Source organism: Nonomuraea sp. NPDC050733 (assembly GCF_040654215.1).
GTDB lineage: Bacteria > Actinomycetota > Actinomycetes > Streptosporangiales > Streptosporangiaceae > Nonomuraea.
Genome location: NZ_JBFAHO010000006.1, coordinates 309,208 through 327,548, shown reverse-complemented (window position 1 = coordinate 327,548; position 18,341 = coordinate 309,208). Strand labels below are relative to the sequence as shown.

General features: G+C 74.3%; 15 protein-coding genes. 11 read left to right on the top strand and 4 right to left on the bottom strand.

Annotated features, from left to right (window positions below; all coding sequences use genetic code 11):
• Positions 1-26: 26 nt before the first annotated feature.
• Positions 27-917 carry an alpha/beta hydrolase gene (locus AB0H64_RS14935; RefSeq protein ID WP_357623994.1) on the bottom strand — a complete coding sequence of 297 codons (891 nt, stop codon included), beginning with the start codon at positions 915-917 and terminating at the stop codon, positions 27-29.
• A gap of 153 nt (positions 918-1,070) precedes the next feature.
• Here AB0H64_RS14935 and AB0H64_RS14930 point away from each other — a divergent pair, with 153 nt between their 5' ends.
• Positions 1,071-1,418 carry a helix-turn-helix domain-containing protein gene (locus AB0H64_RS14930; RefSeq protein ID WP_357624074.1) on the top strand — a complete coding sequence of 116 codons (348 nt, stop codon included), beginning with the start codon at positions 1,071-1,073 and terminating at the stop codon, positions 1,416-1,418.
• 66 nt (positions 1,419-1,484) lie between these two features.
• Here the strand turns inward: AB0H64_RS14930 and AB0H64_RS14925 are convergent, their stop codons facing one another.
• Positions 1,485-2,471 (bottom strand): winged helix DNA-binding domain-containing protein, encoded by a 987-nt coding sequence (locus AB0H64_RS14925; RefSeq protein WP_357623992.1) that lies wholly within the window; start codon positions 2,469-2,471, stop codon positions 1,485-1,487.
• A gap of 84 nt (positions 2,472-2,555) precedes the next feature.
• On the opposite strand from AB0H64_RS14925, the gene AB0H64_RS14920 reads away from it, so the two are divergent.
• From AB0H64_RS14920 to AB0H64_RS14910, 3 genes are all read left to right on the top strand, one after another.
• Positions 2,556-3,755, top strand: a complete 1,200-nt coding sequence (locus tag AB0H64_RS14920; protein ID WP_357623991.1) for a hypothetical protein — start codon at positions 2,556-2,558, stop codon at positions 3,753-3,755.
• 34 nt (positions 3,756-3,789) lie between these two features.
• On the top strand, positions 3,790-5,487 hold the full coding sequence (locus AB0H64_RS14915) for a hypothetical protein (protein ID WP_357623990.1): 1,698 nt from the start codon (positions 3,790-3,792) through the stop codon (positions 5,485-5,487).
• Between the two features lie 149 nt (positions 5,488-5,636).
• Entirely contained in the window at positions 5,637-8,786 is a 3,150-nt protein-coding gene (locus AB0H64_RS14910; protein ID WP_357623988.1) for a chromosome partitioning protein ParA, read from the top strand.
• A 178-nt stretch (positions 8,787-8,964) separates the two neighbouring features.
• Here AB0H64_RS14910 and AB0H64_RS14905 read toward each other — a convergent pair whose 3' ends face one another.
• Positions 8,965-10,368, bottom strand: coding sequence for a citrate/2-methylcitrate synthase (locus AB0H64_RS14905; RefSeq protein WP_357623986.1), 1,404 nt, complete (start codon positions 10,366-10,368; stop codon positions 8,965-8,967).
• A gap of 78 nt (positions 10,369-10,446) precedes the next feature.
• On the opposite strand from AB0H64_RS14905, the gene AB0H64_RS14900 reads away from it, so the two are divergent.
• Complete coding sequence (locus AB0H64_RS14900; RefSeq protein ID WP_357623984.1) at positions 10,447-11,676, top strand: hypothetical protein; 1,230 nt, start codon at positions 10,447-10,449, stop codon at positions 11,674-11,676.
• A gap of 21 nt (positions 11,677-11,697) precedes the next feature.
• On the opposite strand, the gene AB0H64_RS14895 is transcribed toward AB0H64_RS14900, so the two are convergent.
• Positions 11,698-12,780 (bottom strand): MFS transporter, encoded by a 1,083-nt coding sequence (locus tag AB0H64_RS14895; protein ID WP_357623982.1) that lies wholly within the window; start codon positions 12,778-12,780, stop codon positions 11,698-11,700.
• Between the two features lie 162 nt (positions 12,781-12,942).
• On the opposite strand from AB0H64_RS14895, the gene AB0H64_RS14890 reads away from it, so the two are divergent.
• From AB0H64_RS14890 to AB0H64_RS14865, 6 genes are all read left to right on the top strand, one after another.
• Positions 12,943-13,944, top strand: coding sequence for an SIS domain-containing protein (locus AB0H64_RS14890; protein ID WP_357623981.1), 1,002 nt, complete (start codon positions 12,943-12,945; stop codon positions 13,942-13,944).
• A gap of 68 nt (positions 13,945-14,012) precedes the next feature.
• Complete coding sequence (locus AB0H64_RS14885) at positions 14,013-14,651, top strand: HAD family hydrolase (RefSeq protein ID WP_357623979.1); 639 nt, start codon at positions 14,013-14,015, stop codon at positions 14,649-14,651.
• A 209-nt stretch (positions 14,652-14,860) separates the two neighbouring features.
• The gene (locus AB0H64_RS14880; RefSeq protein ID WP_357623977.1) at positions 14,861-15,739 is read left to right on the top strand and encodes an ABC transporter ATP-binding protein; all 879 of its coding nucleotides are present in this window, start codon (positions 14,861-14,863) and stop codon (positions 15,737-15,739) included.
• A gap of 41 nt (positions 15,740-15,780) precedes the next feature.
• Positions 15,781-16,482, top strand: a complete 702-nt coding sequence (locus tag AB0H64_RS14875; protein ID WP_357623976.1) for an ABC transporter permease — start codon at positions 15,781-15,783, stop codon at positions 16,480-16,482.
• Positions 16,479-17,636 (top strand): histidine kinase, encoded by a 1,158-nt coding sequence (locus AB0H64_RS14870; protein WP_357623975.1) that lies wholly within the window; start codon positions 16,479-16,481, stop codon positions 17,634-17,636. The genes AB0H64_RS14875 and AB0H64_RS14870 overlap by 4 nt, the downstream gene beginning before the upstream one ends.
• 32 nt (positions 17,637-17,668) lie before the next feature.
• Positions 17,669-18,283, top strand: a complete 615-nt coding sequence (locus tag AB0H64_RS14865; protein ID WP_357623973.1) for a response regulator transcription factor — start codon at positions 17,669-17,671, stop codon at positions 18,281-18,283.
• The last annotated feature ends 58 nt before the right edge of the window (positions 18,284-18,341 follow it).

Genomic DNA, 18,341 nt, shown 5'->3' with positions numbered 1-18,341 from the left:
GGCCTCGGAGCTCGTGCCGCCGCCCGCTAGATCGCCTTCCGCAGGAAGCGGAGCACGAGTTCGTTGTACCGCTCCGGCTTCTCGGCCGGGACGATGTGCCCCGCGCCCTCGACGAAGGCGGCCTCGGACCCCTCGGCGAGCGCCTCGCCGATCGCCGTCAGGGTCGCCTCGTCCAGGACCACGCTCCTGTCCTCGGTGCCGTGCAGGTAGAGGGTCGGCTGCGTCGGCAGGGCCCCCCACAGGGCGCCCTGCTCGGCCGCCCACTCCGGCGTGCCCATCTGCTGCGGGCCGAAGTTGGTCCGGTAGAGCGCCAGGGCCGCCCCCAGCCTGGCCGGCTCGCCGAGGGCCTTGCGGGTGCCCTCGAAGTCCGGGGTGGCGTCGTATCCGGGACCCGTCCACCTCTCCTGCAGGATCTGCCGCAGGAAAGCCATGTCGTCGGCCGCCAGGATGTCATCCGCCATGGCCATCTGGAAGAACCAGAAGTGACTCATGTTCTGGATGCCGTGGAACGTTCCCGCGTACGCGCCGAAGAACCGCAGCGGCGGTACGTCGCTGACCACGAGGCGAGCCCAACGCTCGGGTGCGGCGAGGACGGCCGCCCAGGCGGTCCCCGCGCCCCAGTCGTGGCCGACCAGGACGGCCTCACCGTCGCCGCCCAGCGCTTCGTGCAGGGCGTTGGCGTCGGCGACGAGATCGGCGAGTCGCATACTGCCGTCCGACGGCAACGAGGTCGGCGCGAAACCCCGCATGTTCGGGGCGACGGCCCGGTAACCCGCGGCGGCGAGGGCGGGGATGAGGTGGCGGTAGGTGACGTCCCCGGATTCGGGGAAGCCGTGGAGCAGCAGCGCCAGCGGGCCCTGCCCTTCCTCGACGAAGGCGAAATCGATGCCGTTGGCGGTGATGCGCCCGTTCTTCATGGTGATCTCCGTGCAGGTGACGCGTATATGGGTGTGTGTGGAGCCGCGGCCGGTTCGTCGTCCGCGGTCGTAGCGATCCTCATGGATCGCTGAATCCGTCACAAGTACCTACTATTTGTTCAGGTACGTACCTTTTTGTCAGTGTCGGGAGTGATGGTGAAGAAGCGCAGCTACTCGTGCGGGCTCGACGCCGCCGTTGACGTGGTGGGCGGCAAGTGGAAGGCACTGATCCTGTGGGCCCTGCACCATGAGCCTGTGCGGTTCGGCGCGCTGCGCCGGGCCGTGCCGGGGATCAGCGAGAAGATGCTGATCCTTCAGCTCCGTGAGATGGAGCGCTGCGGCCTCGTCCACCGCGAGGTGTACCACCAGGTGCCGCCCAAGGTGGAGTACTCCCTGACCGAGTTCGGCCAGTCGCTCAACGAGGCGCTGCTCCCGCTCGGCGACTGGGGCGAGAAGCACATGGAAAGGATCGAGGCGATTCCCGACGAGGGAGCCGCGTAGGCGACACCCGCGCCCGGCCCGGGGAGGCGCCCGCCGGCGCTCGTCCTCGCAGGGGAGCCTTTCGGGTCAGGAATCGTGGGTCAGGAAGCGGCGGACGTCGTCGATCTCCTCCGCCAGGGGCCCCGCCGGCAGAGGACCGAAGGGTTTCACGGTCGCCTCCGCGCCCCTGCGCTCCCAGACGCCCGCGGCCACGTCGCCGGCCAGCACCACCGGGCGCAGGATGCCGCCTCCGGGGAACACCTGACGGGCGTGGCCGGCCGGAACGACGGGGTCGCGGCTCCGCCAGCCGAGGAGGAACTCGTCGAACGCAGGAACGAGCCGTACCGGGACGTCCGCCGCGGGGAGCGGGTCCGCCGTGCCCGGACCGGCGCCGCTCAGGCGCCACGCCGTACGCGCCTCCCCGAGGGCCAGCCCGGACCAGGCGGCCAGGTCCTCCGGCTCCGACGGCCGGTGGGCGCGGCGGTAGCGGCGGGCCAGCTCGGCCAGTGCCCGCTCCCGGTCGGGCTCCGGCGCGATCGGGGCGCCGAGCCAGTCGGCGGCGTGGACGTACGTGGGCTTGCCGCCCCGGGGCGGCGCGAGGACGGCCAGCCCGTGGAAGGCGGCCAGCGCGACCAGGTGCACGACCCCCTGCCCGCGCGCCCTGCCCGCCAGCCGTACCTCCAGCTCGGCCTTGGTGAGCGGCCCCTGGCCGGCCAGGGCGCCCTCGATCAGGGGCAGCAGGTCGTCGCCGGTGACGCCCTCCTGGCGCAGGCGGCGCAGGATGCCGGTGTCGCGCCGGGTGAGGGCGTGCAGCCACGGCAGATCGTCGGCATGCACGAAGTGCAGGGTGCCGCGCGGGCCCCAGGTCCGCACGATCTCCCCCGACCGCCACGCCGTCTCGACGTCCGCGACGCGCAGGGCGGCGGACCGGGCGCGGAAGGCCAGGTACGCGGAGGTGACGTCCTGGGCCTGCACGGCCAGGAGACGCCGCACCACGTCACCGGCTCCCAGACCCGGTGGCCGGTGCAGCAACTGCGCCTCGGCGCTCCTCGGCGCCTGCGCGCATGACGTCACGGTCCGCTCCTTTCGCGCAGGGCCGAGGCACGCCCGCCCCGTGGCGGTCCGAGAATGTCGGCCGGAAGCCTTACCTTAGAGCGCGTGCCCGATCAGCCCCTGACCCTCGACGCCGCCCTCTCCGACGAGGCGGTCCTGTCGACCTACCGCCGCATGTTCGCGGCCCTGGCCCGTGACAGCGGGGCCGTGGTGGACGACCCGGCCCTGGTCGACATCGCCGAGACGTTGTTCGCCGCGTTCGCCGAGGCGGGCGAGGAGTGGCTGACGCACGAGCAGATGCGCTTCGTCTGCCGGGCCTACCCGGGTGACCAGTTCGACAACCGGCTGCGGGTGCTCAAGGGGCTCGGGGCCATCCGTGAGGTGTTCCCCAAGCCCAACCAGCTTCGCTACCGGGCGTCGTTCACCAGCGTGGTGGGGCTGATGTTCATCAGGCGGATGATGGACGACGGCGGCCAGTCCGAGATGCACCGGCTGCTCGCCCTCGAGGACCTCAACGTCGCCGACCCGCGCACCACCATGGACGAGGCGCGGCAGAGCGCCGCGAACCTCGCCCGCGCGTTCCGGCTGTGGGCGCTGGAGCTGATCACCCTCACCACCGGCACGATCGAGGAGCTGCGCGAGCAGGCGCCCAAGCTGTGGGGCACCGAGGAGATCGCCCGCCGCGCCCAGAGCCTGCACGGCACGATCCTGACCCGCTGGCCGGAGCTCGACCGGGTCTGCACCGACCTGCGGGCCGCGATCTACGCCTACAGCGACGCCTCACGCCGGGCGGCCGGCCGCCTGGCCGACTCGGCGGGCACGACCCGCAACCTGACGCTGCTGCCGACGGAGATGTGGCGGACCTTCACGCAGACGGCCTCGAAGGAGCGGCTGGCGGCGGTGCTCGACGGGTTCGTGTTCGACGCGCCGGCGCCGTGGCACGACCCGGCGGCGATCGCGCGGGCCGTGGACGAGGCCCCGCGCCCCGCCCCGGCGCAGCCCACTCCCCCACGCTCGGCCCTGCCGGACCCGGGGCCGCAGGACTCGCTCGACTCCTCGCCCGGGGCCGCCGTGGAGCGCCTGACGGCGCTGGCGGAGTCGCTGCTCGGCCCGTCGTCCCAGGTGGCGCTGGCCGACGTGCTCGGCGCCGACTGGCCGTCCGCCCGCCGCCTGCTCGCCGACCTGACCACGATCGACCTGCGGCCCGAGCTGCCGTACCGGCTGACCTGGTCGGACGACCTCACGATCGACCCGGACCACGAGCCGGCCTGGCTCTCCCACGGCTGCCTGGAGCGCACCCCATGACCTCAGGTTTCCTCAGCGGCGCGCGGAGCGGCTCATGACGCGCGTTTCGCGGCGCGCGCCGTCCGACGGCGCCGCCGCCCACGTGCTGGCCCGCGCCGGCGGTCCCCTCCCGCTCGGCCCGGGGGCGGCCGCGCCGCCGGGCATGCTGCGGCTGACCCGGCCGGACTCCACCGGCCAGGCGCTGCCGGTGTGGCCCGACGGCGTCACCCCGGCGCTGCTGGAGGAGCACCAGGTGGCGCCGGTGGCGGTGGAGCGCTCCGGCGAGACCCGCCGCGTCCTGGCCGCCTGCCTCAAGTGCTGCTGGACCGACCACTCCGTCGACCCGTGGCCCGGCGATCCCGCGCCGGTGGAGCTGGTGCTGGCCACGTACCGGGCCCTGATCGGGCGCACGGACGACCTCATGCGCAACTGGGCGGTGGGCGCGCTGCGGCGGCTGCACGACTCGGCGTGGGTGGTCATGGCCGACGGGCTGGTCACCTTGGGCCCGAGGTGCGCGCTGTGGCCGGTCTCGTCGCTGGCGCAGCTCAAGGAGCTCGTACGACGGATCCCGGAGCCGGAGCGGCAGGAACTGACGGTGGTCGCGGACGCCGACATCGTCGCCGCGGCCCGCGCGACACCGGCCCCCACGACGGGCCCAGGCCCGAGCGCGCACGCCGAGACCGGCGGGAACGTGGCGGCAGGTGGCGCGGGAGAGGACGGGCGGGCCGGTGTCGCGCGGGCCGCGTCCCCTGCGACGGAGGCGGCCGTGCACTCGGCGGCGGAGGCGGCTGCGTCCCCTGCGGCTGAGGCGGCCGTGCCCTCGGCCGTCGGGGCACCGATGGTGTTGCCGGGCGCTGGGGGGCGGGTCGAGGGCGGGGAGGCGGAGTTCGACGACCTCCTCGGCGCCTACGACGAGCGGCGGCGGGCCGAGTTGGTGGCCGCGTTCATGGTGGTGGAGTACGCGGCCGAGCCCGTGCAGGAGGCGCGGTTCGCCGCCCTGCGCGACCCGGCGCTGCGGCACACGCTCGGCGAGATGCTCGCCCGGCGCGGCCGCACGCTCATCCAGCACCGCGAGCGCTGGATCTCCGGTTACGCCGACGAGACCGCCGCCCGAGCCGTCCGGGATCTCCGCAATCCTGGCGCATCCCCCTCTCTCGACGGCGCCGCCGCGGCTCAAGGCGTCGCCCTCCCCGGCGACCCGGCCGAGGAGACCCCCGACCCGCAGCCGGACGCCGACACGCAGCCCGAGGCCGCCGCGGTCGACGAGGGCTCGACCGGGTCGTCAGTTGTCGGTGGCGGCCCGAACGGGAGCGCGCCGGGCGACGGCGCGGTCGGGGCCGGCCCGGTCGCTCCGTCGGCCAGGAGCCGGGGCCCGCGGGATCCGGTGCGGCTGGGTGAGGCGGAGCGGGCGGTGCTGACGTTGGTGCTCGTGCATTCCGTGGCGATCCCCCGGGCGGAGGGGGTGCTGCCGGAGGACACGTGGCTCTCTCCCCATGCCACGCCTGTCGAGGAGCTGCGGCGTCACACCCAGGTGCCGATCGGCGAGCTGGAGGGGGCGCTGCGGGTGCTGCGGCACGCCGGGCTGGTCGCCCAGGTGAAGGCGGGCGAGGAGGCGGGCGGGTACGTGCCCGGATCGCAGTTCCACCGGCTCACCCCGGCGGCGCGGCGGCGGTTGCAGGAGGAGTTGATCCTGGCGGCCGGACCGCACACACCGCTGGCGACGGCCGTACGTGCTCGAAGATCCGCCGAGTAGGGCCGCCCGGCCGTGAGCGGGCGGGCGGCAGGCGTGACCGCCCGGCCCCCAGGGGGCGGGCGGAGAGGTGTGGGGGCTGTCCGGCGGCGGGCCGGGGCAGCGCATGGCGTGACGGCGTAGGAAGGGTGGCTGGAGTTCGAGTGTCGCAGATGGAGAACGTGGTCGGGGACCGGGTGCTGATCGCCGTGCAGGCGGTCAACATCTCACGGCTCTCGACCCATCCGGTGCCGACCGTCCCGGGCACGCTCATCGTCGTCGCAGGCGCGGGGCCCAAGGACTCCAACGGGGCGGGCAAGTCGTCGTTCATCGCGTCGATCACGGCGTTGCTGGGTGACGAGCAGTGGCGGTTCGCCTCGGGCGCCAAGGCGGTGTCGGAGCTGCTGTTCAACGCGGAGCTGGCCAGCGGGGCGGGCGGACGGCAGTGGGCGAGCGCCGACCACGGCTACATCGTGGGGGTGTTCGGCCCGCCGGAGGTGCGTGCGGGTGATTTCTCCCGCGTCCTGCCGTCTGGGGTCGGTGCGGGCGACGGTGGCGACGATCCCGGCAGCGGCGGTGGCGGGAGCGCGGGCCTGAGCGGCGGTGGTGAAGGCGGAGGCCGTTCCAGCGGCGATGATGCCGGGCAAGGCGGTCGCTCCAGCGGCGAGGGTGCCGGGGAGGACGGTGGCGGGGCGCTGGGGAGCGGGGAGTTGTTCGCCGTGCCCGACACCTCCGGCGGGGCCATGACCGTGTGGCTCCGCGTGAACCAGGAGGCGCCGCACCTGGAGATCCGCTGGCGCGACGGCGTCCACCTGGCGTCCGCGGCGTCCGAGGCCGAGCGGATGGCCAGGGCCGACGAGATCTGGGCGTCCCTGCCCCGGTCCGCGGGGCGGCGTGACGTGGTGGCGCGTGACCTGACCAAGGTCCTGTACGGGGACCGGGTCCGCTGCGTGTCGTTCCTGTCGACGTCCGTACGCAGCAAGGTGGCCACCAACCTGCTCTCCCAGCCGCTCAACGAGATCACCCCGGAGCGGGTGTTCGAGGCGATCGCGGCGCTGACCGGACTGGACGCCGAGCTGGAGCAGGAGCGCGAGGCCCGCCGTGACGAGCACGCCAAGCGGGTGCGGGCCGCGCAGGCCGCCGAGCGGCTGGCGGAGTTCGAGGCGGAGTCGAAGGCGCTGCTGACCACGTTCGACCGCCGTGACCAGGCCCGGACACGGCTGGCGGAGGCACTGCGGTGCTGGCGGGGCAGGCAGGCGCGCAAGCTGGCCGACGCGGCGACCAAGGACGAGGCGCTGGCCGCGGAGCTCGAACGCCATCGCGCGGCCGGTGCGGCGGCGGCCGAGGCGATCGCCCTGGTGAAGGCCGAGATCGCCACCCTGAAGGACGACACGCTGGACCGGGGCGCCACCGAGGCGCGCAGGGAGCTGGCGGCGCTCCAGGCGCGGGCCGCGAAGCTGGAGGCCGACCGGGCCGTGGCGGAGAACTCCGCCGACGAGCTGCGCGGCCGCATCCCGGAGCTGGAGGAGGCGCGCCGGTTCGCCGACGGCCGTGACGTGGCGGCGGCGGAGCGGGAGCTGCGGGAGGCGCGGCTGCGCCTGAACGAGGCGTTGAAGGCGCTCGGCGTCGCCGACCGGGAGGTGGCCTCCGCGCAGGCGGCCCTGGACGACGCCGAGGGCGGCCCCGCCGCCGTGCAGCTCAACGCGCTGGCCGCGGCCGGCCTGCACGCCACCGGCCTGCTGGACGCCCTGGACGTGGCCGAGCAGGCTCGCGACCAGTCCCGCGTCCCGGAGCTGGGCCTGGGCGGGCTGCGCGGGTGGCCGCACGAGCACGCGGTGATCGTCGACGCCGGCCGGCTGGACGAAGCGGCTCAGGCGCTGCGCGACCTGCCCGGGTCGGTGCTGGTGAGCGCCGCCGGGGTGAGCGTCGTCGGGGCGTTCGACGGGGTGGCGACCGGGCGCGAGGCGCGCATCAAGGCCGCCGAGCAGCGCCTGAACCGGGCCCGCGACACGCAGGAGACCGCGGCTCAGGCCGTGCACGACGAGGAGGAGGCCGTCGCGGAGGCGCAGCGGCGGCTCGACGGCGCGAAGGCCGGGGTGCGGCTCGCCGAGGTGGAGACTCGGCTGGCCGAGCGGCGGGCCCGGCTGACCGAGCTGGCCGGCGCGCTGGAGGAGGTCGTCCCGGCGGTGGCCGAGGCGGAGCGGCAGGCGGCCGGGCTCGACTTCCGGGCCCGTACGCGGGACATGGAGATCGAGCGCCTGGAGGGCCGGCGGCAGCGGCACGAGGCCGAGCGGGCGCAGGCGCGGGAGCAGGAGACCCGCGTCGGCGGCGAGCGGGAGGCGCTGAAGCTGGCCGCGCTGGCCGCCGACTGGGGCGGCACGGTGGAGACGGCGCGCGAGTGGCTGCGGGCGCTGCCCGAGGAGGAGCGTCCGCGCGCCGCCGAGGAGTGGTGGCGGATCGCCGAGCGCCACTTCGACCAGGCGTTGCGCGACACGTTCCCGGAGGAGGACGCGGAGATCCCCGAGGAGCTGCGGTTCCTGCTGTCGGAGCGCGGCGGCAGCACGGCGCGCGAGCAGGCGACGTTCGCGGCGGTGTGCGGGGCGCTGGCGTCGTACCTGCGCGGCCAGGAGGACTACGAGAGGCACCAGCGGCGGCAGATCGAGGCCCAGGTCGTGTCGAGGCAGCGCGACCTGGCGGCGGCCGACAAGGGCGCGGAGGAGGCCGCCCAGTCCACGGCGGTCCACCGGGCGGCGCTCAGCGCGGCGATCAAGGCGCGGCTCACCCGGGTGGCGGAGGAGTTCGAGAAGCTCGACACCTCGTACGGCGGCTACGGCGCGACGCTGGAGTTCCCGGTGCCGCCGGCGCCCGCCGACCCGGAGCAGCGCTGGCAGTGGCGGGTGACGCCGAAGTGGCGGCGGGGCGAGGGCCAGGGGTTCGTGCCGTACAACCGGCGGGCCAACACGGCGCTCATGGACGAGAAGGCGGTCAAGCTGGTGTGCGCGGCGGCGATCGCGTCGTCCGGCGGCGGCCACCTGTGCCTGGTGCTGGACGAGCTGGGCCGCAACCTGGGCAAGGAGCACCGGCGGGAGGCGGTGGCGCTGTTCCGGCGGATCGGCGAGACGTACGGGATCACGGTGATCGGGGCGCTGCAGGACGACATGGAGCCCTACGCGATCGACGCCTGCGGTCAGTACGTCAAGCTGCGGCGCTCGTCGGACGCCATGCCGTACAACGAGCCGCCGGTGATCGTGGGGCACGACCAGCACGCCGAGCGGGTGCGGGCGCTGGCGGCGTACGTGGACAGGACTCCCGCCCCGGTGTGACCCTGTGCCGCTCGCCGCGGGGCGCACACCGCCGACCGGCTCGGCCAGGCGCAGCCGCATGCCCGACGCCGACTCGACGAGCAGCGGCGGGACCACGCCGGGCATGGGGGCGTACGGGTGCCAGACGTGCTGGCGGTCGAGCTCCAGCAGCTCGCTCGGCCGGGCATGGGCGCTCCTGTCAGGTGGCGGCCGGGTGGACGGGGGCGCGTTCGGGGGGCGGGCCCGTGTACGAGGCGCGCAGGCGCAGCAGGGAGCCCTTCTCGTACTCCTCCATGGCATGCGCCAGCCAGCCGGCCGTCCTGGCCACCGCGAAGATCGCCTCCCCGGCGCCCGGCACCATCCCGGCGACGGCGGTGAGGGCGGCCAGCGCGAAGTCCACGTTCCGCTCGGGGAGCCGGCGCCTGCGGACCTCGCCGAGCACGGCCTGCGCGGCGGCCAGCCGGTCGTGGCCGGGGGCGGCCTCCTGGACGAGCGTGAGAAGCAGGTCGCCGCGGGCGTCGCCGTTCTTGTAGACGCTGTGGCCGAAGCCCGGTATGCGCTCGCCGCGCCGTACCCGGTCGGCGATCACGCGCGCCGCCCGCTCCGGCTCGGTCACCTCGGCGAGCAGGCGTTCGGCGCCGTACGAGGCGCCGCCGTGCAGCGGGCCGCCGAGCACGCCGAGGCCGGTGAGCACCACGGCGTACGGGTCGGCGCGGGCGGAGGCGGCGACCCGGGCGGCGAGCGTGGAGGCGGCCAGCTCGTGGTCGGCGAGGAGGACGAGCGCGGCGTCCAGGGCGGCGAGCAGGGCGGGCGTGGCGGGACGCGGGCACAGCCGCGCCCACAACCGCTCGGCCACCCGCCCCTCCCCCGGCCCGCCGCCCGGCGGGCCGGCGGTCAGCGGGCCGGCGGGCGGTAGGTCGGGCAGCGGGTCCTCGGCCGGTGGACCCGCGGCCGGTGGGCCGGAGGCAGGCGGGCCGGCGGTCAGCGGGCCGGAGGCAGGCGGGTCGGAGGCAGGCGGGTTCGCGGCGGGTGGCAGGGCGTCGACGAGGCCCGCGATGAGGCGGCGGCCGGTGGCGGCCACCGAGACGGGGTCGAGCTGGTGACGCAGCGAGTCGGACGCCCCCAGCACGGTGGTGATCACTTGGAGCCGGTCGAGCGGCGACAGGTCGGCGGGCAGGCCCCGCTGCGCCTGCACAGTGGCGCGCAACGCCTCCGGCTCACACTGCCAGACGGCCTGGACCGGCACGCCGTCCGGCGAGGACCCATCCGGTGGAACCACAGACAGGACGGAGGGGTCGCCGCTCCAGAGCCACTCGGCGACCGCCTCGAACCCGGCCGTCCGGGCCAGCCCGAGCGCGTCGCGCCCCCGGTAGTAGGGCCGGTCGAGGCCGAGGGCCGTGACGCCCGACTCGACGACCAGCTCCGGCGGCTGCCCACGCGGCCGCCCGCGCCGCGCCAGCCGCTCGATCTCACCGGCCTCGAACAGGCTCCTGCGGTCGTCGCCGTGCCGCCGCGTGAGCAGGCCGCGGCTGACGTACGCGTAGAGCGTCGCCGGCTTCACGCCGAGCCGCTCGGCCGCCGTGGCGGCGTCGATCCACTCCACGTCCCGCCTCCGCACTTCCCTCGATATTGACGAAAATCAATATTGATACACATTGAACGACCATGTCAACGTGAGGGCATGCCCCAGATTCACTTCCTCGACGTGACGAACCGGGACGGCGTGCAGACCGCGCGCACCGGCCTGTCCAAGTTCGGCAAGACCATGGTCAACTTCTATCTGGCCAAGCTCGGCGTGGCGCAGTCCGAGATCGGGTTCCCGTTCCTGTTCCACGAGGTCCCGTACGTCAGGGCGCAGGTGGCCCTGGCCGAGGCCGGCGCGTTCGGCGGCCTGCGGCTGTCCGGCTGGTGCCGGGGCGTGGCGGCGGACGTGGAGCGCGCGGCGCCCCTGGGCCTGCGCCACTACAACCTGTCGATCTCGACCTCCGACTACATGATCCAGAACAAGTTCCGGGGCCGGCTCGACCGTGACGCGATCGTCCGGGAGATGACCGCCGCCGTCCGGGCCGCCAAGGACGCGGGCGCCGAGACGGTCGGCGTGAACGCGGAGGACGGGTCGCGCACGGACGCCGGGTTCCTGGCGGAGTTCGCGCTGGCGGCCAAGGAGGCGGGCGCCGACCGCGTGCGGTACTGCGACACGATCGGCGGCGACACGCCCGGCCGCATCCGGGAGCGGTTCGCCGGGCTCGCCTCGGCCACCGGCATGCCCGTCGAGACGCACTGCCACAACGACCTCGGGATGGCCGTGGCCAATTCCGTGTCCGGCGCCCTCGGCGACCTGGAGGCAGGCCAGGACGCGTGGGTCAACACCTGCGTGAACGGCGTCGGGGAGCGCTCGGGCAACGCCGACCTGCTGTCCACGATCCTGGCCTTCCGGCACGGGTTCGGGCTGGAGGCGAAGGACGCGGAGATCGGCGACCCGATCGACCTGTCGTGGGCGCGCCGGTTCGGGCTGTGGGCGGCGTACGCGCTGGGCCAGCCGCTGCCGTACAACCAGGTGGGGGTGGGACGGAACGCGTTCGCGCACGAGAGCGGCATCCACGCCGACGGCGCGCTGAAGGACCACGGCAACTACGAGCTGTACGACGAGGCGACGCTCGGGCCGTTCCCGGAGGACTGGCACGCCAGGGCCGGGCGGGTCGTGCTGACCGGCGAGTACGGCGGCAAGGCGGGGTTCCGGCACGTCATGGAGGGGCTGGGCGCCGAGGTGGGCGACGAGGACCTGACGTTCTGGCTGGTGCAGCTCTGCAACGCGATGACCGGCCGCCCGCTCACCGACGACGAGCTGCGGCTGATCGCGGCACACCCGCGCGAGCTGTCGTTGATGTTCCCCGGCTACGAGACCGCCTGAGCCGGGCCGGCTGTTCTCCGGCTACGAGGGCGGCTGAGCCGGGCCGTCAAGCGACCGGTCGGGCCCGGCGGCGTCGAGCGCGCCGGCCAGCGCCAGCCCGGTCAGGGCGACGGACCGGGTCTCCATCAGCGGGAACATCGCCGGCCCCCACCCCGCCGCCAGGGCCGCGCCGCCGATGAGCGTGCGGCGGCGGCCGAACCGGTCGGAGGCCGCCGCCGACGCCGCCGTGCCCGCCGCCATGGCGCCCACGGCGGCCAGGGTCAGCGCGAGCATGGTGGTCCTGGGCATGCCGAGCGTCGCGGTGCCGTACGCCAGGCAGTAGGTGGTGGCGGTGTAGAACAGCGTGTACGCGATCGTCATCGCGCCCGCGCCGAGCAGCACCCGCCGCCACTGGTGGCGCATCAGCCCGGCGAACGGCGCCCGCGCGATCAGCCCGCCGTCCACGGCCGCCCGGAAGACCGGCGCCTCGCGGACGCGGAGCCGGACGTACAGGCCCACGGCCACGAGCGGCAGGCTCGCCACGAACGGCACCCGCCATCCCCACCCGGCGAACTCCTCCTCGGTCATGCCCACCCCGAGCACGAGGAAGAGCCCGTTGGCCGCCACGAACCCGATGGGCGGCCCGAGCTGCGGAAACATCGCGTACCGTCCGCGCAGGCCGGGCGGGGCGTGCTCGGCCGCGAGCAGCGCGGCGCCGCCCCACTCCCCGCCCAGCCCGGCGCCCTGGACGAGCCGGAGCAGCACGAGCAGCGCGGGCGCCGCGACCCCGATGGCCGCGTACCCCGGCAGCAGCCCGATCGCGACGGTCGGCAGCCCCGTCACCAGCAGCGAGACGACCAGCGTGGAGGCGCGCCCGGCCCGGTCGCCCCAGTGGCCGAACACAGCCGCGCCGAGCGGCCGCGCCACGAACGCCACCGCGAACGTGGAGAACGCGGCCAGCCGCCCCGCCACGGAGTCCATGCCGGGGAAGAACACGCCGCCGAGCACCAGCGCCGCCGCCGTGCCGTACAGGTAGAAGTCGTAGAACTCGATCGCGGTGCCGCAGAGGCTCGCGACCGCGACCCGGGGGCGGCCGAGCGCCTCGGCCTGGGCGGTAGGCGGCATTTTGTCTCATTATGTGAAGAGGCGTCTCGCACTGTGACACGCAGACGCTATCAGCGCCCCCTCTCCCGCTCCGGCTCTTGACGAGCTCTCACTTCCGGTGAGAACGTTACCAACGCATTGTTGAGAACGTTCTCAAATTCTTGGGAAACGAACGGAGAGACCGTGACCGACCAGCTGCCGCTCAAGCCCATCGAGTCCGACCTGACGGAGAAGGCGCGCCAGACCATCAGCCAGCGTCCCCAGCTGGAGGAGCTCGTCGCGCAGGCCATCGGCAAGGGCCTGCGCAACGTGTTCTTCGTGGGCGCGGGCGGCTCGCTCATCGCCGCCTACCCCGGCCACTACCTGCTGGAGCGCGAGGACACCGTCCCCGTCTACAAGCTCCAGAGCGACGAGCTGAACACCGGGCGCACCAAGCGGCTGGGTGAGGGCTCGCTGGTCTTCCTCGCCTCCTACACGGGCAAGACCAAGGAGACCGTGGCCGCCGCCCAGTACGCCCGCAGCGCGGGCGCCACCGTGGCCGTGGTGAGCAAGGAGGGCGGGCCGCTCGCCGAGGCGGCCAACGTCGCCTTCACCGGTCAGAGCGACCTGTTCCTGCAGCTCGCCGCGTACGCCGTCATGCGGCAGAGCGGCGTCCAGCGTGACTGGGCGCTGCTCGACCAGGCTCTGGAGGCGTTGCCCGAGGCGCTGCTGTCGGCCGCCCAGGAGCACGAGGACCAGGCCCGGATCATCGCCGAGACGCTCAAGGACGAGCCCATCACCTACGTCCTCGGCTCCGGCCCCAGCTACAACTGGGCGTACGGGCTGGCCATGTGCTTCCTGCAGGAGATGCAGTGGAAGCACGCGGCGGCCTTCAACTCGGGTGAGTTCTTCCAGGGCGCGTTCGAGGTCGTCAACGACGACGTGGCGGTCATCAACCTGCTCGGCGAGGACGCGTCGCGGCCCATGGCCGAGCGGGCCAAGCGCTTCCTCGACACGTACGCGAGCAAGAAGACCTTCCACATCGACACGAAGAGCCTGACGCTGCCGGGCATCCCGGCGGAGCTGCGCGGCGAGGTGTCGCCGCTGGCGATCGCCGTGCTGATGGACCGGGTGGCCCGTCACTACGAGGCCGTGCGCGGTCACGACCTGGACAAGCGCAACTACATGTTCAAGGTCGACTACTGATCCCGTACGCGGGCCTGAACGGTCCCCCGCCGGAGCTCCGGCGGGGGACCGTCGTGAAAGGAGGGGGTTTGCCCGTCGAGCTGGTGATCCTGGACTGCGACGGCGTGCTGGTGGACAGCGAGCGCATCTCGGTCCGCGTCGGCACCGCGGCGCTGCGCCGGCTGGGGTGGGAGATCGACGAGCGCGAGTACGCCGCCAGGTTCGTGGGGTGCAGCGACGAGCACTGGTGGCGCGAGGTGGGCGCGAACGTCCCGCCGGGCTGGCGGGAACGGCTGGCGGAGGAGCACGACGCGGCCATGGAGGCCGAGCTGACGCCGGTGCCGGGCATGCCCGAGGCACTGGAGGGCCTGACCGTGCCCGCGTGCGTCGCCTCCAACGGCGGGCACGCCAAGATCGCGCGCAGCCTGCGGCTGACCTGCCTGGCCGCGCGCTTCGCCGGCCGCGTCTTCAGCGCCGAGGACGTCGCCCGGGGCAAGCCGGCCCCTGACCTGTTCCTGCACGCCGCCGCCACCATGGGCGTCCCGCCCGAGCGGTGCGTGGTGGTGGAGGACAGCCCGTTCGGGGTGCGGGCGGCGCGGGCGGCGGGCATGCGCTGCCTGGCGTTCACGGGAGGGCTCACTCCTGCGGAGCGTCTGTCCGGGCTGGGCGCCACGGGCCTGTTCGACGACCCCGCCGTCCTGCCGGGCCTCGTCGCCGCTCTCGGCTGACACCCGCCGCCTCCCTCGCCGGGTATCCGGGGCGGCCCCCGTGGCCGCCCCGCCCGACCCCTCGGGAGGCGGCCTTCGACGTTCCCGCCGCCATGCTCCTGACCTGCGCCGATCCATCCCATCAGGGGTGCGCCTGTGACGGTCGTCATGGGTCAGGTCACGACCGGGGACACTTATCCCGGGAAGATCGCGGACCTACCGTCGAAGACATGACGAACACCGTGACCTTCACCGGAGTCAGCAAGAGCTACGGACGGGTGCGCGCCCTCGACGACGTCACCTTCCACGTGGCCCGGGGCGAGACCGTGGCGCTGCTGGGCCCCAACGGCGCGGGCAAGTCCACCTCCGTGGACCTCATGCTGGGGCTCGCCAAGCCCGACCGCGGCACGATCACCGTCCTCGGCACCGAGCCGGGCCGGGCGGTGGCCCAGGGCCGGGTCGGCGCGATGCTCCAGTCGGGCGGGCTGCCCGCCGACACCTCCGTCGCCGACGTCGTCACGCTGGCCGTCCGGCTCTACGGCGGGAAGCGCACGGTCGCCGAGGTGCTGGAGCTGGCCGGCCTCACCGGCCTCGCGCGGCGCGGATGCGACGAGCTGTCCGGCGGCCAGGCCCAGCGGGTGCGCTTCGCCGTCGCCATGGCCGGGCGGCCGGAGCTGCTCTTCCTCGACGAGCCGACGGTCGCCATGGACGTGGAGTCCCGGCGGGCGTTCTGGACCGCGGTCCGCGCGAGCGGGACGACCACGGTGTTCGCCACCCACTACCTGGAGGAGGCCGACGCCCACGCCGACCGGGTCATCGTGCTGGCCGGCGGCAGGGTCGTCGCCAGCGGCACCCCCTCGACCGTCAAGGCCATGGCGGGCGCCAGGACCATCCGGTGCGTGCTCGACTCCCCCGACCCCGCGCGGCTGCTCGCCCTGCCCGGCGTGCTGGAGGTCGAGGTGCACGGCGACGACGTCACCCTCCGGGCCGGCGACGCCGACCGCGCCGTCGCGGCGCTGTACTCCTCGATCGGCGGCGTGCGCGACCTGCACGTCTCCGGCGCCGACCTGGAGGACGCCCTCATCAAGCTCACCTCGGCGCGGAACTGACCGTTCAAGATCCCTCTTACGTCCGGAAGGCAGAGTGCGTAATGTTCAGCTTCGTGCGGTTCGAGGTCACCAGAGCTCTTCGCAACGTCAAGTACCTCCTCTTCCTCGTCGTCACGCCCGTCGGCCTGTATCTGGTCTACGGCCGGACGTCCGACTCGGCGCTCGCCATGGTGGCCATGACCGTGTACGCCGCCGCGGCGGGCGGCCTGATCGGCTCCGGCGGCGGCGTCGCCGAGGACCGGATGCGCGGCTGGCTGCGCCAGCTCAAGGTCACCCCGCTGGCCGACCGGCACTGGCTGGCCGGGAAGATCGTCCAGGGTGTGCTGATGATCGTGCCCGGCGTCGCCGGCGTGACGCTCGCCGCGGTGACCGCCGGACACGTCCACCTGTCCGCCGGCCGGTGGGCCGCGCTGCTCGGCCTGCTGCTCCTCGGCTCGCTGCCGTTCGCGCTGCTCGGGCTGTCCCTGGGCCTGACGCTCAAGGGCAAGAGCGCCCAGGTCGGCATCGTGGTGGTGTTCTTCGCGCTGGCCGCACTGGGCGGGCTCATCGGGTCCGGCACCCTGCCGTACGCGCTGGAGCAGATCCGGCACTACCTGCCCACCTACAACCTCGCCCAAGCCGGCTTCGCGATCGTCGGCGGGCACGGGCCGGCGGCGACGGGCCTGGCGGTGCTCGCCGCCTGGACGCTCGTCGCCGGGGCCGCGGCCCTGGCCCTGTGGCGACGTGAGTCCCACGCCCGATGAGTCTGCTGGACCGATGGAGAGCTCGGCGAGCCTCGCTCGCCGGGCTCTACGACTCCCGGTCACTGCTGATGCTCCTGGCCACCGGGTGGGCGGTGCTCTACCACATCGCCCAGGAGCCCCCGTTGTGGAGCCGGGTCCTCGTCATGCCGTGGGCGCTCGGCGTCGTCGTACTCGGCGGCCTGGCCAAGGTCCGCCCCGAACGGTCCTGGTACGTCGCCCTCGTCGTGGCCTGCCTGGCGCTGGAGGCGTGGGCGGGCTGGCACTGGGCCGTCCTCGCCACGTGGGCGACCCGGGTCGCCGGCTGGAAGTTACGCGGCAAGGAGGTGGCGGGCATCACGGCGGCCGCGTGCCTGCTGGCCCTGGCGCATCGCGCCGATCCGAGCGTGGTGGTCGTCGTGGGGGCGTTCGTGCTGCTGCCGGGCCTGTTCGCCGCCCAGTCCCGCCGGACCGCCGACCTGATCGGGGAGCTCCGGGAGACGCGGCGCGAGCTGGCCCGGCTCGCCGTGGTCGAGGAGCGCAACCGCATCGCCCGCGACCTGCACGACCTCGTCGGGCACAGCCTCTCGGTGGTGGCTGTGAAGACCGAGCTGACCAGGAGGCTCGTGACCGTCGACCCCGGACGGGCGGAGGCGGAGCTGGCCGACATCGACGGCGTGGTCCGCCGGGCCCTCGCGGAGGTGCGGCAGGCGGTCACCAACTACAAGCAGCCGACCTTGGCCGCGGAGATCGCCGGAGCGGTGTCGGCGACCCGCTCGGTGGACATCCCGTGCGCGGTGACCATGCCGGACACCTGGGACCTGCCGGTGCCGGTGGAGGGGCTGCTGGCCTGGACCGTACGGGAGGGCGTCACGAACATCCTGCGCCACAGCAAGGCCCGGACCTGCTCCATCACCCTGACCCTGGACGAGCGTACTGCCGGGGTCGAGATCCGCGACGACGGCGCGGGCCCGGCCGAGCCGGACGGACCGAGCGGATCGGACGGATCAGGCGGATCGGGCGGGCCTGGCACGCCGGCCGGGCCGGGCCGGGCGGGCGGGGGCAACGGGCTCGTAGGGCTGTCGGAGCGCGCCGCGGCCCTGGGCGGCACGATCACCGCCGGCGAACGCCCGGAGGGCGGCGGCTTCCGCCTCCACGTCCGCGTCCCCCTCACCTGACCCCCACCCGAGCCGATCCGAGGGAGATCCGCATGACCACCATCCGCGTCCTTCTCGCGGAGGACCAGACCATGTTCCGCGGCGCCATGGCGACCCTGCTGGGGATGGAGCCCGACATCGAGGTGGTCGGCGACGTCGGGCGCGGTGACGAGGTCGTGGGCGCCTGCGAGGCGTTCCGCCCGGACGTCGCCCTGCTCGACATCGAGATGCCGGGCATCGACGGGCTGGAGGCGGCGCGCAGGCTGTCCAGGGCGGTGCCCGGGACCAAGGTGGTCATCGTCACCACGTTCGGCCGCACCGGCTACCTGCACGCGGCCCTCGCCGCCGGGGCCTCGGGTTTCCTGCTCAAGGACGCGCCGGTCACGGAGCTGGCGGACGCCGTCCGCAGGGTCGCGGCCGGGCAGCGGGTGATCGACCCGGCTCTCGCCGTGCAGGCGCTCAGCGAGGGCTCCTCCCCGCTCACGCCGCGCGAGACGGAGATCCTCGCCGCCTCGCGCGGGCACGGCACCATCGCCGAGCTGGCCCGCGAGCTCTACCTGTCGCCGGGCACCGTGCGCAACCACCTGTCGGCGGCGATCCAGAAGCTCGGCGCCCGCACCCGGGCCGAGGCGGTCGAGATCGCCGAGGAGAAGGGCTGGCTGGTCTGAGCGGTCAGGCGTTTCTCGGTCACACCCTTGACCTGGGAAGCAGCTGTAATCCGCGGTT

Excerpts from the sequence above, each read along its gene's own strand:
- AB0H64_RS14915 (WP_357623990.1), top strand. The coding sequence starts at position 3,790 with ATGACGCGCGTTTCGCGGCGCGCGCCGTCCGACGGCGCCGCCGCCCAC.
- AB0H64_RS14935 (WP_357623994.1), bottom strand. The coding sequence starts at position 917 with ATGAAGAACGGGCGCATCACCGCCAACGGCATCGATTTCGCCTTCGTC.
- AB0H64_RS14875 (WP_357623976.1), top strand. The coding sequence starts at position 15,781 with ATGTTCAGCTTCGTGCGGTTCGAGGTCACCAGAGCTCTTCGCAACGTC.
- AB0H64_RS14870 (WP_357623975.1), top strand. The coding sequence starts at position 16,479 with ATGAGTCTGCTGGACCGATGGAGAGCTCGGCGAGCCTCGCTCGCCGGG.
- AB0H64_RS14865 (WP_357623973.1), top strand. The coding sequence starts at position 17,669 with ATGACCACCATCCGCGTCCTTCTCGCGGAGGACCAGACCATGTTCCGC.
- AB0H64_RS14880 (WP_357623977.1), top strand. The coding sequence starts at position 14,861 with ATGACGAACACCGTGACCTTCACCGGAGTCAGCAAGAGCTACGGACGG.
- AB0H64_RS14900 (WP_357623984.1), top strand. The coding sequence starts at position 10,447 with ATGCCCCAGATTCACTTCCTCGACGTGACGAACCGGGACGGCGTGCAG.
- AB0H64_RS14930 (WP_357624074.1), top strand. The coding sequence starts at position 1,071 with ATGGTGAAGAAGCGCAGCTACTCGTGCGGGCTCGACGCCGCCGTTGAC.
- AB0H64_RS14895 (WP_357623982.1), bottom strand. The coding sequence starts at position 12,780 with ATGCCGCCTACCGCCCAGGCCGAGGCGCTCGGCCGCCCCCGGGTCGCG.
- AB0H64_RS14910 (WP_357623988.1), top strand. The coding sequence starts at position 5,637 with ATGGAGAACGTGGTCGGGGACCGGGTGCTGATCGCCGTGCAGGCGGTC.